At 45.9% G+C, this 17257-nt stretch carries 13 protein-coding genes; 12 read left to right on the top strand and 1 reads right to left on the bottom strand.

Features of this window, described 5'->3' with window-relative positions:
* Positions 1 to 22: 22 nt before the first annotated feature.
* From pseC to BUA17_RS10625, 6 genes are all read left to right on the top strand, one after another.
* Positions 23 to 1192 carry a UDP-4-amino-4,6-dideoxy-N-acetyl-beta-L-altrosamine transaminase gene (pseC, locus tag BUA17_RS10650; protein WP_072733588.1) on the top strand — a complete coding sequence of 390 codons (1170 nt, stop codon included), beginning with the start codon at positions 23 to 25 and terminating at the stop codon, positions 1190 to 1192.
* Positions 1193 to 1805: 613 nt separating this feature from the next.
* Positions 1806 to 2003: a cold shock domain-containing protein gene (locus tag BUA17_RS10645; protein ID WP_024631599.1), complete on the top strand. Its 198-nt coding sequence runs from the start codon at positions 1806 to 1808 to the stop codon at positions 2001 to 2003.
* Between the two features lie 417 nt (positions 2004 to 2420).
* A complete protein-coding gene (gene raiA, locus BUA17_RS10640) occupies positions 2421 to 2984 on the top strand; it encodes a ribosome hibernation-promoting factor, HPF/YfiA family (protein WP_072733587.1) in 564 nt (187 codons plus the stop codon).
* A gap of 781 nt (positions 2985 to 3765) precedes the next feature.
* Positions 3766 to 6270, top strand: coding sequence for a preprotein translocase subunit SecA (secA, locus tag BUA17_RS10635; protein WP_063567525.1), 2505 nt, complete (start codon positions 3766 to 3768; stop codon positions 6268 to 6270).
* Between the two features lie 435 nt (positions 6271 to 6705).
* Positions 6706 to 7819, top strand: a protein-coding gene (gene prfB, locus BUA17_RS10630; RefSeq protein WP_097115779.1) for a peptide chain release factor 2 whose coding sequence is annotated in 2 segments (ribosomal slippage) — positions 6706 to 6777 and positions 6779 to 7819 — 1113 coding nt in all. Because the reading frame shifts where the segments join, the coding sequence is not laid out codon by codon here.
* Between the two features lie 99 nt (positions 7820 to 7918).
* Positions 7919 to 8824, top strand: a complete 906-nt coding sequence (locus BUA17_RS10625) for a YitT family protein (RefSeq protein WP_072733586.1) — start codon at positions 7919 to 7921, stop codon at positions 8822 to 8824.
* 225 nt (positions 8825 to 9049) lie between these two features.
* Here the strand turns inward: BUA17_RS10625 and cls are convergent, their stop codons facing one another.
* A complete protein-coding gene (gene cls / locus BUA17_RS10620; protein WP_072733585.1) occupies positions 9050 to 10498 on the bottom strand; it encodes a cardiolipin synthase in 1449 nt (482 codons plus the stop codon).
* A 330-nt stretch (positions 10499 to 10828) separates the two neighbouring features.
* Here cls and argC point away from each other — a divergent pair, with 330 nt between their 5' ends.
* From argC to argF, 6 genes are all read left to right on the top strand, one after another.
* Positions 10829 to 11878 carry an N-acetyl-gamma-glutamyl-phosphate reductase gene (gene argC, locus BUA17_RS10615; RefSeq protein WP_072733584.1) on the top strand — a complete coding sequence of 350 codons (1050 nt, stop codon included), beginning with the start codon at positions 10829 to 10831 and terminating at the stop codon, positions 11876 to 11878.
* 116 nt (positions 11879 to 11994) lie between these two features.
* The gene (gene argJ, locus BUA17_RS10610; protein ID WP_072733583.1) at positions 11995 to 13233 is read left to right on the top strand and encodes a bifunctional glutamate N-acetyltransferase/amino-acid acetyltransferase ArgJ; all 1239 of its coding nucleotides are present in this window, start codon (positions 11995 to 11997) and stop codon (positions 13231 to 13233) included.
* A 91-nt stretch (positions 13234 to 13324) separates the two neighbouring features.
* Positions 13325 to 13474 carry a hypothetical protein gene (locus tag BUA17_RS31165; protein ID WP_170867829.1) on the top strand — a complete coding sequence of 50 codons (150 nt, stop codon included), beginning with the start codon at positions 13325 to 13327 and terminating at the stop codon, positions 13472 to 13474.
* A gap of 73 nt (positions 13475 to 13547) precedes the next feature.
* Positions 13548 to 14387, top strand: coding sequence for an acetylglutamate kinase (argB, locus tag BUA17_RS10605; protein WP_072733582.1), 840 nt, complete (start codon positions 13548 to 13550; stop codon positions 14385 to 14387).
* Positions 14388 to 14756: 369 nt separating this feature from the next.
* Complete coding sequence (locus BUA17_RS10600) at positions 14757 to 16013, top strand: acetylornithine transaminase (protein WP_072733581.1); 1257 nt, start codon at positions 14757 to 14759, stop codon at positions 16011 to 16013.
* Between the two features lie 199 nt (positions 16014 to 16212).
* Positions 16213 to 17181, top strand: a complete 969-nt coding sequence (gene argF, locus BUA17_RS10595) for an ornithine carbamoyltransferase (protein WP_072733580.1) — start codon at positions 16213 to 16215, stop codon at positions 17179 to 17181.
* The last annotated feature ends 76 nt before the right edge of the window (positions 17182 to 17257 follow it).

Here is a 17257-nt window from a genome sequence, read left to right as displayed (position 1 = left end):
TGTTTATTGAAGGAGGCAAGTCATGAGTGAATCAAATCAACACAGACCAAACATGCTTCCTTATGGTCAGCAATGGCTGGATGAAGGCGATATCGATTCTGTTATCCAAGTGTTGAAAAGTGATTTTCTTACACAAGGTCCAGCCATTCAAGCTTTTGAAGAAAAAGTGGCCAATTACGTTGGGGCTAAATATGCTGTGGCCTTTACCAACGGAACAGCAGCATTGCATGGTGCCTGTTTTGCTGCTGGAATTGGACTGGGAGATGAGGTAATAACCACCCCCTTAACTTTTTTAGCAAGCAGCAATTGTGTGCTCTATCAAGGTGGAACCCCGGTCTTTTGTGATATTGATATGGAAACTTACAATATAGATGCTAACCAGATCGAGACCAAAATCACTCCTAGCACCAAAGCAATTATCGTAGTTGATTTTTCAGGACAACCTGTCGAAATAGATCGAATATTGGATATTGCCCGAGAAAAGAATCTAATTTTGATTGAAGATGCGGCGCATTCGCTAGGCGCAGACTATGATGGACGAAAGATTGGAACATGGGCAGATATGACGATGTTCAGCTTTCATCCGGTAAAGCATGTGACGACCGGAGAAGGTGGAATTATCGTGACTGACAATGAGACTTTTTATAAGAAATTAATTCAATTTAGGAGTCATGGTATGACTCGTAACCCGGATGAGATGACCCAAAATGACGGTCCTTGGTACTACGAAATGCATGCACTGGGCTATAATTATCGAATGACAGATATACAAGCCGCTCTAGGTGTGTCTCAGATGGATAAGTTGGACGATTTTGTACAAAGACGCAGGGAGATTGTTGAGATATATAACAGGGAACTTGCAGAGATTCCTGGGCTTGTATTACCGTATCAGCACCCGAAGGCTAATTCTAGCTGGCATCTATATGTTGTCCGGTTTTTACCTGAGTATTTCAGTTACTCTAGAAGAGAAATCTTTGAAACATTACGCAATCGGAATATTGGCGTACATGTCCACTATATCCCGGTATATCTACAACCTTATTATCAGAAGTTAGGATATAGAAAGGGATTATGTCCAAATGCGGAGAGATATTATGAGACAGCCATTACACTCCCGCTGTTTCCCAAAATGACAGATACTGATGTTAAGGATGTAGTTGATGCTGTGAAGATATTTCGCAAGGAAATTTGATGTCTATTACAGATGTCTCTTAAAGTGTGGTTTAGGAGAAGTATTACTACGACGCATATTTAAGCTAGATTTAATCAAAGAAGGAACAGCTGAAATGAATTTAGACCAGTTGTTCCTTCTTTGATTTTTACTGATAAACCTAAAAAATTGCAAGAATCACAAAATAGTATGATATTTAAGGTTGTTATACTTTTATTAAATTTGCAAATTTAAGTGATCTTGACATTTAACATAAGACATAATCAATAGGGAACTTCTTTAGTTAGACGTTCTAAATTCTTGACTATTCTTGTTTAGGCTTCTTATCACACAAGGAGAATGAATTTGAAAGAAGTTAAACTTCATACTATTTTATTCTTATTTTTTTTCGTGTAAAAGGGTATTGCTAGGGTGGATTTTTAATACAATGAAGATTGTTACAACAATATATTATGTGTAGAATAATAGTAAATCCACCATTCAACACAATCCTCAACTAATCTACAAAAAATTCCAAGAAAACATTTACGTTACCAATTGACAATGGATAACTTTGGATGGTATTATCTGAATTGTGGGCAGAGGTTAAGGCCGAAAGCTTCACTTCATTTGATGACGAAGGGAATGTTAGTGCATGCAAGGTAAAGTAAAATGGTTCAACGCAGAAAAAGGTTACGGTTTCATTGAAACTGAAGACGGCGGCGACGTATTCGTACATTTCTCCGCAATTCAATCCGAAGGATTCAAAACTTTGGAAGAAGGTCAATCCGTAGAATTCGATATCGTCGAAGGCGCGCGTGGACCGCAAGCAGCTAACGTAATCAAATTATAATCATCCGGACAATCCGACCTACATATATGGTTAGATGGTTACCAATTGAATTATCGCTAGCATCAGACTCCGGTTTTTCCGGGGTCTTTTTTTGTTTTAATAGATTCGAAATTTGAGAATCAGCCATAGAACATTATTCTTATGATTTTGATAGATTCAAGACATAGTTTGTATTCATTTTACATAATAGATTGAAGGAGCTCGGAAACGGTTAATTACATCATCAAGCGCCTAGTAAGACAATCCATGTTATTTAACGATTATGCCTCAAAATGGTGAAATATCGCGAAATATGGCGGTAAGCCTATGTTGGCTGATGTGGCTTGAACAGATGTCATTATTCGGTCACCGGGAGTTTTTACATGGCGCTTACATTCGTGTTATAATGAAGTGGCAAAGGAAAAGGAGGAGTGCCCTATGAATTTAAGTATTCGAGGTCAACAAATCGAGGTTACCGATGCTTTGAAGGATTATGTCGACAAAAAGTTGAGTAGACTCGAGAAGTATTTCGATGCACCCCTTAACTCTGACGGTGCTGTTACCCTGAGCACGACGAGAGGCTTGCATACAGTAGAGGTGACGATCCCTTTGAAAGGCATTGTGCTCCGCGCCGAGGATGAGAGCGACGATATGTACGCTTCCATTGACTCCGTGGTGGACAAGCTGGAACGTCAGATCCGTAAACACAAAACGAAAATAAACCGTAAGTTCCGCCAGGAAGGCAGCCTGAAAACGCTCTTCGTCGAAGATCCGACAGGTACAGTGGCTACCGCTGAACTGGATACGGAGACCGAAGATGATGACCTGGAAGTGGTACGGACGAAACGGTTTATGTTGAAACCAATGGACGTGGAAGAGGCTATCCTCCAAATGAACATGGTCGGCCACAATTTCTTCGTATTCTCCAACATTGAGAACGAAGAAGTCAGCGTTGTGTACAAACGGAACGATGGTAAATACGGTTTGATTGAACAAGGTTGAACTAATGAATTGAAATGTAAAATGATTCCTTAATGATAACGAATGAAGACAGGGATACTTTGGATTCCTGTATTGGATTAAACTAACAAGAGCCTCCATCCTTTATGGGATGGGGCTCTTTTGTGCGTGGATGGGCTGGAAAAAGTCGCTGAAGCAAGATTGTGAAACTATTTCCCATGTTACTGCGTCTAATAGATAGTAGGAATGAGACCAATCCGTGCAAAGTGAAAGCAAAATTTTCAGTGCTTGCGGAGAAGTCGTTAAAGGTGTATTCTTTTTCTCTATATTGAGATTTTCATCCAAATTTACCACCAAAATTCGTTAACATGCCTTATCTAACTGGAAAATGAAACGATAGAATCAAGGGCTTCCGCTAACGACTATGATTTTTTGCACTTAAACTCCATCGGAGAGGCTTCAGAAGTTCAAAGAAGTGTGCCGTGGCGTGTTGCGGCGACCCTTACAAACTGTTACAATTTATGCAAGAGAATCATTGTCCTGATGAGGAATTGTCAACGAATGATCGCTAATCATAATCAATGACAGGCACAGCACCATGAACATGATTCATAAGGCTCGGTATTCGGCTTATTTCTAATAACCGGATCCGGTTGAATACCGAATCAGCTTCATGAGGGAACCTTGGCAAGCCTGGAGTTGATTCATTTATATTATTTTTTATATCGTTTGTCACCCCCGGGCAAGTGGATGCATATCCATCCGATGGTGTCGCGCGGCGGCAACAGGGGGTCTATTCTGTTTTGCACGAAAGGGGTATACCATGCTAGGACTTGTCAAAAAGATCTTCGGCGACATGAACGAACGTGATGTTAAACGTCTGATGAAGACAGTCGATGTGATCAATAAACTGGAACCACAATTTCAGGCTCTGTCTGATGAACAACTGAAATCCAAAACGGATGAATTCCGTGCCCGCATTGAAAAGGGAGAAACAACAGATGAACTTCTTCCTGAAGCATTTGCAACCGTACGTGAGGCATCTCGCCGTGTACTGGGCAAACGTCACTATGACGTACAGATGCTCGGAGGCATTGCCCTTCATGAAGGCCGGATTTCAGAGATGAAGACGGGTGAAGGTAAGACACTGGTAGGAACACTCCCGGTATACCTGAATGCATTGACGTCCAAAGGTGTACACGTGGTAACGGTCAATGATTATTTGGCTCAACGGGATAGCCAGGAAATGGGACAAATCTATGAATTCATGGGCATGACGGTAGGGGTTAACCTGAGCGGTATGGACCATGCTTTGAAACAACATGCTTATGCATGTGATATTACGTACGGAACGAATAATGAATTTGGCTTTGACTATCTGCGTGACAACATGGTGTTGTACAAAGAGCAGATGGTTCAACGTCCATTGTTCTTCTGTATCATTGATGAAGTGGACTCCATTCTGGTCGATGAGGCACGTACACCTCTGATCATTTCCGGACAAGCTCAGAAATCCACGGACCTGTACTATGCAGCTGACCGTTTCGTGAAACGTCTAGTTCCAGAAGAAGACTTTACGGTGGACATCAAGGTGAAATCCGTAGCTTTGACTGAAGCTGGTGTGGCGAAGGCGGAGAAAGCATTTGGTATCGAAAACTTGTATGATCATGCCAATGTTACGCTCAACCATCACATCGTACAGGGATTGAAAGCTAACGTAATCATGCGTCGTGATGTCGATTATGTGGTGAGTGATGAAGAAGTACTGATCGTCGATGAGTTCACAGGCCGTCTGATGGCAGGACGTCGTTATAGCGATGGATTGCACCAAGCGATCGAAGCCAAAGAAGGCATTGAAGTACAGAACGAGAGCATGACTCTTGCTACAATTACATTCCAGAACTATTTCCGGATGTACCGCAAGCTCGCGGGAATGACGGGTACAGCGAAGACCGAGGAAGAAGAATTCAAAAAAATCTACGGTCTCGAAGTATTGCAGATTCCAACCAACCGTCCGAACAAACGGGATGATATGGCTGATGTGGTGTACAAGAGCATCGATGGCAAGTTCAACGCGGTTGTGGAAGAAATCGTTGCACGTCACAGCAAGAACCAACCGGTTCTGGTTGGTACGGTCTCCATCGAAAACTCCGAGCGTATTTCTGATATGCTGAAACGCCGTGGTGTCCGTCACCAGGTATTGAATGCCAAATATCACGCTGAGGAAGCTGAGATCATCACAGGAGCCGGACAAGCGGGTGCAGTAACAATTGCAACCAACATGGCTGGACGGGGTACAGATATTATCCTGGGCGAAGGTGTAGCTGAAGTGGGCGGCCTTCATATCATCGGTACAGAGCGTCATGAATCTCGCCGGATTGATAACCAGCTGCGTGGACGTGCTGGACGTCAGGGTGACCCGGGTTCTACACAGTTCTACCTGTCACTGGGTGATGAACTGATGAGACGTTTCGGTGCAGACAATGTACTGAACATGATGGAGCGTCTTGGTTTTGAAGAAGACCAACCGATTGAGAGCCGGATGATTACCCGTGCGGTAGAGTCGGCACAAAAACGGGTTGAAGGTAATAACTTTGACGTACGTAAAGTCGTTCTCCAATATGATGATGTCATGAACCAACAACGTGAAATTATATATAAACAGCGCCGCGAGGTGCTTGAGTCCGAGAATATTAAACAGATCGTTATGGATATGATCAAACCTTCCATTGAACGTATTGTGGAAGCTCATTGCAGTGATGACATTCCGGAAAACTGGGAACTGCAGGAAGTTGCCGACTACATGAACAGCAAATTGCTGGATGAAGGTTCTGTAACGAAAGATGATCTGTGGGGCAAAGAAGCAGAAGAGATTATCGACTACCTGTTTGAGAAAGTTCAGAACAAGTACAATGCACGTGAAGAGCGAATCGGTGAAGAGATGGTTCGTGAGTTCGAGAAAGTGGTTGTGCTTCGCGCAGTAGATAGCAAATGGATGGATCATATTGATGCAATGGATCAATTGCGTCAAGGTATCCACCTTCGTGCCTACGGTGGTACAGATCCACTACGTGAGTACCAGTTCGAAGGCTTCGAAATGTTCCATCAGATGATCGCTTCGATTCAGGAAGAAGTGGCAACTTATGTGATGAGAGCACAAATCGAGAGCAATCAGGAGCGTCAAGCGGTTGTTGACGAAAGCCAGATCTCGACAAGCGGCGAACCTACAGAGAAACGTCCGGTAAAAGTGTCTGACCAAATCGGACGCAACGATGCTTGTCCATGTGGCAGCGGCAAAAAGTTTAAACACTGCCACGGTCAAGAGTAGACTCTCTTATATTACCCTGTGTATAAGTTGGATCTGAATTTTTTACACCATAACGGAGAGTGCGGAAGCAATCTGGAGAAGCTACGCGTTCGCCTTTATCACCGGATTTTTCCCTTGTGAGAGGGAATCGAGAAAATCTGGGGATAAGAGCGATCGGAAGATGCTATTGCAATTGGAGTGGTAAGGTGTAACGAATGCTGGATCAACTTAAATAGAATGACATGAACGGCTCCTTGCAGCCGGGTATTCCAAATGATCAAGTGAAGGATGCATAACCTGTAATTGGTGCATAGTTATAACTATGTGACCATGATCATGGAGAAGAGGATTGCCGATATAAAGGTAACCTAGACTCCAAGGTGAAGTATCGGATACTTGATCTAGAGGAATGCCCTGGATGCGGGGAGCTTATCTTAATGAAAAGAGGAATTGCACATGATCGATCCAAGCGTGAAGCAGGACCTGCGTGAAATAGGCAAGAAACTAACAAATCTTAGGGGGTCTCTTTGACTTAGATCTTAAGCAAGAGATGATTGAGAACTTCGAAGTGAAGATGTCCGCCCCGGATTTTTGGGATGATAATGATAAGGCACAATCTTTAATCGCTGAGCTGAACGCGGTAAAGGGATCTGTGGATCAATACACCAAGCTGCAGCAGGATTATGACGATGCGGTGATGATGGCAGAACTGGCTGACGAGGAAGGCGACGATGATCTGGCTGTGGAGATCGGCAACAGCGTGACAGCCATCGTAAGCAAGGTAGAAGCGTTCGAGCTACAGCTTCTCCTGAATCAGCCGTATGACAAGATGAATGCGATTCTCGAGCTTCACCCGGGTGCTGGTGGTACCGAGTCACAGGACTGGGGACAGATGCTGATGCGGATGTATACTCGCTGGGCCGAGAAACGTGGCTTCAAGGTTGAGGTGCTGGATTATCTGGCAGGAGATGAAGCAGGCATCAAGAGTGTCACGCTATCCATCAAGGGGCATAATGCTTATGGGTATCTGAAAGCCGAAAAGGGTGTCCACCGATTGGTGCGGATCTCACCTTTTGACTCATCAGGACGCAGGCATACTTCCTTCGTATCCTGTGATGTGGTTCCTGAGATTGATGACACCATTGAATTGGACATTCGGACAGAAGATCTCAAGATCGATACGTACCGTGCGAGTGGCGCGGGTGGACAGCATATCAATACCACCGACTCAGCCGTACGGATTACTCACCTTCCAACAGGTGTGGTTGTAACGTGCCAGAATGAACGGTCACAGATCAAGAACCGTGAGCGCGCGATGACGATGCTTCGTTCCAAATTGTATGAGCGTAAAATTGAGGAACAAAAACAACATCTGGACGAAATCCGAGGAGAACAGTCGGATATTGCGTGGGGTAGCCAGATTCGGTCCTATGTGTTCCATCCCTATAGTATGGTAAAGGATCACCGTACGAGCGTGGAGACTGGAAACACAGGAGCAGTAATGGATGGCGACCTCGATGGATTCATCGATGGTTATTTGCGCAGCCAGATTAAAGTAGATACCGATTAATCAAAAGTTCCTGTATAGACCCGATACGTGTAGGCGTATGCTGGGTGTATACAGGGGCTTTTTTTTGAGCATATATACAAAAAAGGAGAGCAAGATGACATGCAACAGCAACAGCAGTTACACAATAACCGCAAGAAGAGGTTAACCACGCTCATTCCCCTGAACGGCCCATGGAGAAACGTTGTAGATACCGTATCCATTATTTTAGGTTCGTTTTTGATTGCCGTGGCCTTTAATTTATTTTTACTTCCGAACCAGATTGCTTCAGGCGGGGTATCCGGGTTATCGATATTAGGCAAACATTGGCTGGGACTTGAGCCGGCATACACCCAGTGGGCTATTAATATTCCACTTCTGATCGCGGGTTTTCTCCTGATTGGCAAGCAGTATGGTATACGTTCTGTACTCGGCAGCGTTGTACTGCCACTGTTTGTATATCTTACGAAAGACTGGGCCATTCCAACAACGAATCCACTGCTCGGTTCTCTCTATGGAGGAATTGGGGTTGGTCTCGGGATTGGAATTGTATACCGAGGTAGAGGTTCAACAGGGGGCATGAGTATTCTGGCCAGAATCGTTCAGAAATACAGCGGACTGAGTTACTCTCTTTGCGTTGTGATGATGGATGCTATGGTCATTATTATGGCAGCCTTTGTATTGTCATTGGAGCAGTCACTCTTTGCTCTGATCGGGTTATACGTTACTGGAAAAGTCATTGATGCCGTCGAGATGGGGCTTGGTAACTCCAAGGTAGCTTATATTATTTCCAACCAGACCGAACCGATTACGAAGGTGATTCTGGATGATCTGGATCGCGGACTGACGAAGCTGGAGGCAAAAGGTGGTTACACCGATGATCAGCGAACCGTACTGATGGTGGTCGTTGGACAGAATGAGGTGCCGAGACTAAAAGCTTTAATTCGGTCAGTGGACCCTGGGGCTTTTGTCATTATTAGCAATGCGCATGAAGTACTGGGCGAAGGCTTTAAGCGTGGGGAATTGTAAGGTACAGCGAGTAGGGCACTCTATAAATCAAACTTAACACATTCACATGATAACGGAGAGCACTCTAGAGGTCATTCGTTTAACTTATAAGAAAGTAAATATATAATCTAAAAAAGCAGGTACTCCTCCACCAGAAATAGCTGGAAAGGAAGTACCTGCTTTTTGTTTTGTCTTTTGGAACGAAAATCACTGTACTACTTACTGTATCTGCTATAACTACTGTATTTACAGAATCGGAGACAGCAGACGAGAAATCGCTTCTTTAAATTTGATCTTCACACTGCGTTTATTGTATTCCTCCAGCGTCATCTCACGGGATACAAGAAGATCATGCTCAAACGTCTGCACAAGAGTAGTCGCAATCGCCTCGTCATACATAAATGCATTTACCTCAAAGTTCAATCGGAAGCTGCGGTAATCAATATTAGCGGTTCCCACAGATGCGACCATACTGTCGATAATGAGCGTTTTGGCATGAATAAAGCCGTTATCGTAGATGAACACGGTTGCTCCCACTTTTAACAACTCACCGATATAAGATAGCGTAGCCCAATATACAAAGGCGTGATCCGGTTTATTTGGAATCATAATGCGAACATCGATTCCTGACAGGCACGCAAGACGAATGGCTTCGAATACACTGGCATCTGGAATAAAATAAGGCGTCTGAATCAGAATCGAATGTTTGGCTCCATTAATCATTTTCAGGTAACTGTTCTTGATATGCTCTGTCTCTGCATCCGGTCCGCTAGATACAATCTGCATGGCAGTTGTCCCTGTGCCCTCAATATGAGGGAAATGCGCCGGAACATATGGTGTATCGTGCTGCTTAGACGCTTCATTCCAATCGAGAAGAAAACGGGTCTGAAGAGCATGAACAGCATTACCCTGAATACGCAAATGAGTATCGCGCCAGTAACCGAACTTGGAATTCAACCCGAGATATTCATCCCCTACATTAAACCCGCCTGTATATCCAAGGTTGCCATCAATGATGACGATTTTACGGTGATTTCGGTAGTTCATACGCAGGTTGATCAGACTGAATTTGGATGGAAAAAAGACCTCAACCAAACCGCCTGCTTCGCGCAATTCTTTGAAAAAACGTTTGGATACGCGCCGTGATCCCAGCGCGTCATACAGCAGACGAACTTTGACACCTTCGCGCGCTTTACGAATAAGTGCATCCCGGATTCTTTTACCGAGTCGGTCGCCTCTATAAATGTAATATTGCACATGAACATGATCTTTCGCTGCCTCAATATCATCGAGCAACCGCTGAAATTTGTCTGTTCCGTCGGTAATAATCTCGACCGCATTGTCTTCCGTCAACAGAGCATCGTTTTGCTTCAGGTTCATATATATCATGTCCTGACTACTCTCTGTCGCTTGATTACGGAAAGGTGTTCTATTATCTTGCAGCTGTGCAAGCTGGGCAGCAATACGTTCTTCAAGCCCAAGCTTCTTGCGCTCTTTCCACTGGAAAAGTCGGTAGCGCGTCAGGTTTTGCCCTGTTAATAAGTAGAGTACAAACCCGAACACCGGAATAAAGTTCAAGACGAGCAGCCAAGCCCAGGATGCACTGGCATCCTTTCGTTCGAAGAAAACGACCGCTGCAGCGAAAATAATATTCAGGCCCAGGAGTACAACAAGTAAAATGGATTCGATATGCACTGTAGTCCCCCATGTCTCATAATGACCATCATGAATCCATTCATAAACCCTTCATCGTGTAGATTGATTATGAATTAGATCCTGGTTGTAATGTTTCCTATAATACGTATTTTAGCAGAAGTATACGGGTTCGTCCGCAGATGTTGGAAAGATATGTTCGGAAGTGATGAGAATCCATGTAAAATTGATGATAGAGTGTTGTATTTATATAACTAGAGTCGTATAATAATACACAAATATGCATAGAAGCGACGGAATTGCTGTATGAAAGCTCTTTGGGAGCAGGAGAACAGTATAAGTAGCGCATACGACAAGATTGGGGGAGCGAGAGTGAATAACAAATTAAAAGTGGCAATCGTCGGTTCCACCGGCTACGGCGGGGTGGAGCTGATTCGTTTTTTCCAGAACCATCCGCAGGTTGAAATTACTTCGGTAATCTCTTCATCCAGCAGTGGTGAGTCCATTGCAGATGGATTCCCGCATTTGACGGACGTGATTCAGAGGCCACTCGACGGCGTAGACCCGGCTGAGATCGCAAGTCGTGCAGATCTGGTGTTCACAGCAACCCCGTCTGGTGTAAGCGCAAAGCTCGTTCCGAGTCTGCTTGAAGCGGGTCTTAAGGTCATTGATCTGTCTGGAGATTTCAGACTCAAGGATGGAACGGTGTATGAAGAGTGGTATAAACATCCGGCACCATCTGCATCATTGCTGGAACAGGCGGTATACGGCATGGCAGAGGTGTATGGCGACGAAGTGAAGGGCAAGAACTTTATTTCCAACCCAGGCTGTTACCCAACGGCTACGTTACTCGGATTGATTCCAGCTGTTGAAGCAGGATGGATTGATCCTTCCAGTATTATTATTGATGCCAAATCTGGAGTGTCGGGTGCGGGACGGGGAACAAGTTTGACGAATCATTATGCAGAAATGAATGAGAACTTCAAAGCATATAAACTGAACAAACATCAGCATATTCCTGAAATTGAGCAAGTGCTGGGGAATATCACTGGAACTCCAGTCACTGTAACATTCACAACTCAACTGGTACCGATGACTCGTGGAATTATGAGTACGATGTATGCCAATCTAACTGGTGAACACAGTGACCGTGAAATCGTTGATCTGTATCGCAAATATTATGAGAATCGGCCGTTCGTGCGTGTACGTGAGCCGGGGATCTGGCCTTCAACGAAGGAAGTGTACGGATCGAACTATTGTGATATCGGATTTGCGGCTGACCCTCGTACAGGTCGTTTGACGATTATTTCGGTCATCGACAACCTGGTGAAAGGTGCATCCGGGCAAGCCATTCAAAATATGAACCTGATGATGGGATGGGAGGAGAACCTCGGGCTGAACATGACGCCGGTATATCCATAAGGGTTGAATCATTGGGAGAGTGTCTTGACGCAATTCCGAAACCATGTGGGGAAGACGGATCAGGCAAAGCAAGCGGACAATCGGCATGCAGCCGAACGCATAACGGGGGATAACATATGGGAACAAATGTGGAGCAAAAGGCTTTTACAATAGTTGAGAACGGAACGATTGTAACCCCGCACGGGTTCACTGCTGGTGGACTGCACTGCGGATTGAAAAAAACGTCTCGTAACGATATCGGAGCGATCCGCTGTGACGTGCCGGCAACTGCAGCTGCGGTGTATACAACGAACGTGTTCCAGGCTGCACCTTTGAAAGTCACACGTGAGAGCTTGAGCAATGGACGCCTTCAGGCAGTCATCGTGAACAGCGGGAATGCCAATGCGTGTACTGGACAACAAGGTGAAGAGGATGCCTACGCCATGCGTACGGCGGCTGCACGTGAATTGGGAGTAGCAGAAGAGGATGTTGCTGTCGCTTCTACAGGTGTCATTGGTGAATTGCTGAAGATGGACGCTGTACACTCGGGGATTAGCGGACTTCCGGCACGTTTGGGCAAGGAAGCAGAAGAAGCAGAGCATTTTTCCCAAGCTATTCTGACAACCGATTTGGTGAAAAAAGAAGCCTGCGTCTCCGTTGAGGTGAACGGCAAAACGATTACCATTGCCGGTGCCGCCAAGGGATCGGGGATGATTCATCCGAATATGGCGACCATGCTGGCCTTTATGACCTCTGATGCGGTCATTGGTGCAGAAGCGTTGCAGCGGCTGTTACGCCAGGCGACCAATCATACATTTAACATGATTACAGTGGATGGAGATACGAGCACGAACGACATGCTGGTAGCAATGTCCAGTGGTCTGGCAGGTAATGAAGAACTGACCATGGAACATCCGGATTGGGAAGCTTTTGCTGCCGGATTTACTTATGTGTGTGAGGTGCTTGCCAAAGCCATTGCACGCGATGGTGAAGGAGCAACCAAGCTGGTAGAAGTACAGGTAACGGGTGCCGTAAGTGATGAATCTGCGCAAGCTATTGCAAAGACCGTCATTGGGTCCAGCCTGGTGAAATCCGCGATGTTTGGCGCAGATGCCAACTGGGGACGAATCATCGCAGCCGTAGGACGCGCAGGACAGCCGGTGAACCCGGAGACGGTGGATATCCGTCTGGGAGAAATCGCTGTACTTGCACAATCCCGTCCAGTCGTATTCGACGAAGAAGCCGCGCTGGCCTACTTGCAGACTGATACCGTACGTATTGTGGTCGATCTGCACCACGGCGAGGGAACATCCATCGCCTGGGGCTGTGACCTGACGTACGACTATGTACGAATCAACGCGGCATACCGCACGTAATATTTTGTGGTTAGTTTAGTTAATCTAGCAGCTTCATTATTGAAAAGCTGCTTTACAAAAATATGTAGAACATCTATAAGGATTAAACTTTTTGAGTTTGATCATTGACGGGGATAGTGAAAAAGTCGGAATCGATTCTGTAGAAGCGCAGCGTTCGCCTTTGTCTCCGAGTTCCCTTAGAGAAGGGGAATCCAAAAAACTTGGAGACAACAGCGATCAAAAGAACGATCCGAATTTGTAACGGCTAGACCCGTCTAATCTGGATTTATTAAGTGTTAGGCCTTTAAGAATATTTGAACGAAAGGAGTGCCCTCATGAATTCAACATTGCAAAATGAGAGTACCGGAACTGAAGCAGGTGCCGAGAAGCAGACGTTTGTAATGAAATGTGGAGGAAGCACGCTGGCGGCGTTGCCTGAATCCTTTTTTGCAGATCTGCGTGACTTGCAGTCCCAGGGAACTCAGCCTGTCATCGTACATGGCGGCGGCCCTGCGATCTCGGATAATTTGGCGAAGCTGGGCATTGAGACCGAGTTTGTGAACGGATTGCGCAAAACAACGGAACCCGTGCTGGACGTCGTGGAGATGGTTCTTGCGGGGAGTATTAATAAACAGATCGTACGTCTAATCCAAAGTGTCGGTGGACGTGCGCTGGGATTGTCGGGTGTGGACGGTGGTTTGATCCAGGCGAAACCGGTTAGCAACCATTCAGAGATTGGTTGGGTAGGTGACGTGACGGGCGTTAACGCGGAGATTATTCAAGGTATTGTGGGAATGGGTTATATGCCAGTTATCGCGCCAGTTGGTGTGGATGCATCCGGTCAGCGTTATAACATCAATGCGGATACAGCCGCAGGTGCGGTAGCTTCCCATCTCGGAGTGAGTCGGATGATCGTAGTAACCGATGTCCCTGGCATCATGAAGAATGTAGGCGGCGAGAAAAAAGTACTGCCATCCGTCTCTGTACAGGAAATTGAGGATATGATCCAAACCGGAGAAATCTATGGCGGCATGATTCCAAAGGTGCGCGCAGCGATCGCTTGTATTCACGGCAAAGTGCGTGAGGTCATCATCGTAGATGGCAGCGAACCACAGATCCTGAGCCGTGTGCTCGGCGGAGAAACGATCGGAACCCGAATTATCCGTATGCAATAATTATTCTCAGTGGGCTAGTGTCTTCATGGTCTTATAGTAAATAAAAAAATATGTGCATCGCTTTTTTATATAAGAAATCTAATATTACACACACAATAACGTAGGGTGCAGAACCAATCTGAAGAATAAAAATGCATAACGTAGAGGACAGAAATAACCTGAAGAAGCGAAGCGTGCGCCTTTATCCCCGGATTTTCCCCTTTAAGGATCAATCAAAAAAATCCGGGGATAACAGCGATCGAAAGGTTGTTCTGTCATCGAAGTGGATTATGCGTACGTTCAAAAGATGGTCCTGCAATCGGAGTGGTCTAGTGTAAATTATAGCTCTTATATGATTGCCGTTGCACCAACCAATAGGAGTGATAGGTGATGGCAAAAGGCAATGAACAGCCAGGTTCTGGCACAGCAGTAGCGGGCGTAGCAGCGACAGGTGCAGCGGCACAGACGGAAAGCTCTCTTTTCCAAACGTATGCCCGTTATCCAATCAGTTTGGTCAAAGGTAAAGGCAGCTGGCTGTGGGATGATCAAGGCAATCGTTATCTTGATTTCATGTGCGGGTTGGCTGTAACGAGTCTGGGCCATGCACCGGAGAAAGTCGGAGCCAAGCTGAAAGCTCAGATTGATGAGCTGTGGCATGTATCCAACCTGTTCCAGATTCCCGGTCAGGAAAAAGCAGCGGCTTTGTTGACTGCAAATACGTGCGCAGACGCTGTATTCTTCTGTAACAGTGGTGCAGAAGCGAATGAAGCGGCAATCAAACTGGCGCGTCGCTATCACCAGAAGGTAAAAGGCACAGGTCGGTACGAAGTTATTACATTTGCCCAGTCTTTCCACGGACGGACACTTGCAACCTTGACAGCAACTGGGCAGGATAAGGTGAAAGAAGGATTTTTGCCATTGCCAGCCGGATTCGTAACCGTACCATTGCATGACACAGCGGCTCTCGAAGCGGCGATCGGACCCAATACAGCAGCGATTATGCTGGAGATGGTGCAAGCCGAGGGTGGCGTGCATCCGGTCAAACCAGATTTTGTCCACCACGTTCGCAAACTGTGTGAAGAGCACGGACTGCTGTTGATTGTAGACGAAGTACAGACCGGAATGGGACGTACAGGCAAACTGTTCGCGCATGAGCATTATGGCATTGAGCCGGACATTTTCACGGTAGCCAAAGGTATTGGTAGTGGATTCCCTGTAGGTGCGATGCTGGGTAAAGGTTATTTGAAGGATGCGTTTACTGCGGGCAGTCATGCAACAACGTTTGGCGGTACACCGCTTGCTTCTTCTGTGGTCATTGCAACGATTGAAACCATGCTCGAAGATCATTTGCCAGAGCGTGCAGCTGAAATGGGCGAATACCTGATGAACTCTCTGCGGGAGCGTTTGGCTGGTAATTCGTTTGTAAAAGAAGTTCGGGGTTTGGGTCTGCTTGTTGGAATCGAATGTGCTGAAGCGGTAGGCGACATCGTGCTTGCTGGTCAGAAACGAGGCATTCTCTTTGTTTCCGCAGGACCGAATGTCATTCGTCTGCTTCCAAACTTGTATGTGAGCAAGGAAGAGATCGATGAGGCGGTATCCTTGGTAGCTACGTTGATTGAAGAGCATGTGGCGGCGAAGAACGCTTAATAAGGCTTTATACAACCTTTCTGACTCGGGGCCTTCATGGGCCTCGAAGCGGAACTAAATGATGAATCATGAATCCCTGTAGCCGCGCGGTAAACTAGCGGAAGATGAAAGTGAGTAGTCGGATGGCAAGATATCAACCTTCTACACTTTTCTGCCCATGCGGGTGCAGGGAACCGGAAATAAGGAGGACAACACTAACATGACACAAGCGCAACAGACGGAAAAGGTACAGAAGGTCGATCTTAGAGGCCGAGATTTCATTGAATTTACAGATTATACAGCAGAGGAAATTCGCTATTTGCTGGACCTTGCGATTGAGATTAAAGGCAAACAGAAAAACGGTGTGCCGTATCAGCCACTTCAAGGCAAAACGATCGGACTCATTTTTGAAAAATCATCTACACGTACGCGTGTATCTTTTGAAGTCGGTATGTTCCAACTGGGCGGACACGCGCTCTTCCTGAGCAAAAATGATATCCAACTCGGTCGCGGGGAAACGACACATGATACAGCCAAAGTCCTGTCACGTTACCTGGACGGCATCATGATTCGTACCTTTGGACACCATAATGTGACTGAACTGGCACAACATGCGGATATTCCGGTTATTAACGGACTGAGCGATGCAGCACATCCGTGCCAAGTACTCGCAGACTTCCAAACTGTGCTGGAGCACAAAGGCAAGCTGGAAGGTCTGAAAATGGCTTATGTCGGAGACGGCAATAACATGGCTCATTCCCTTATGCTTGGTGCAGCGAAGATGGGTATGCATGTTGCAGTAGCGACTCCGGAAGGCTATGAGCCTGACAGCGCAGTTGTAGAGCAGGCGCGCAGCATTGCACAGGAGAGCGGCTCACAGGTGACTGTAACGTACAGTGCTCAGGAAGCTGTGAAAGATGCGGATATCGTGTATACGGATGTATGGGCGAGCATGGGTTTTGAAGAGGAACAGAAGATTCGTGAACAAGCATTCGCTGCGTATCAGGTCGATGAGGAACTGATGAAAGGCGCGAAGCCGGATTATATGTTCCTGCACTGCCTGCCAGCTCACCGCGGAGAAGAAGTGAGTGCTGGGGTAATTGACGGACCTAACTCCCTGATCTTTGATCAGGCGGAGAACCGACTGCATGCGCAGAAAGCATTGATGGCTGCGTTAATGAGCGAATAGATGCTGTTTGCCTGAATGGGTTGATTTTAGGCGCAGATTTCGCGATGATAGATAAAAGTTTATAGCAACTGATCTT

Source organism: Paenibacillus sp. ov031, from assembly GCF_900143165.1.
In the GTDB taxonomy this organism is placed as follows: Bacteria; Bacillota; Bacilli; order Paenibacillales; family Paenibacillaceae; genus Paenibacillus; species Paenibacillus marchantiae.
The sequence above is the reverse complement of the archived record's forward strand: the minus strand, read 5'-3'. Positions and strand labels throughout refer to the sequence as shown.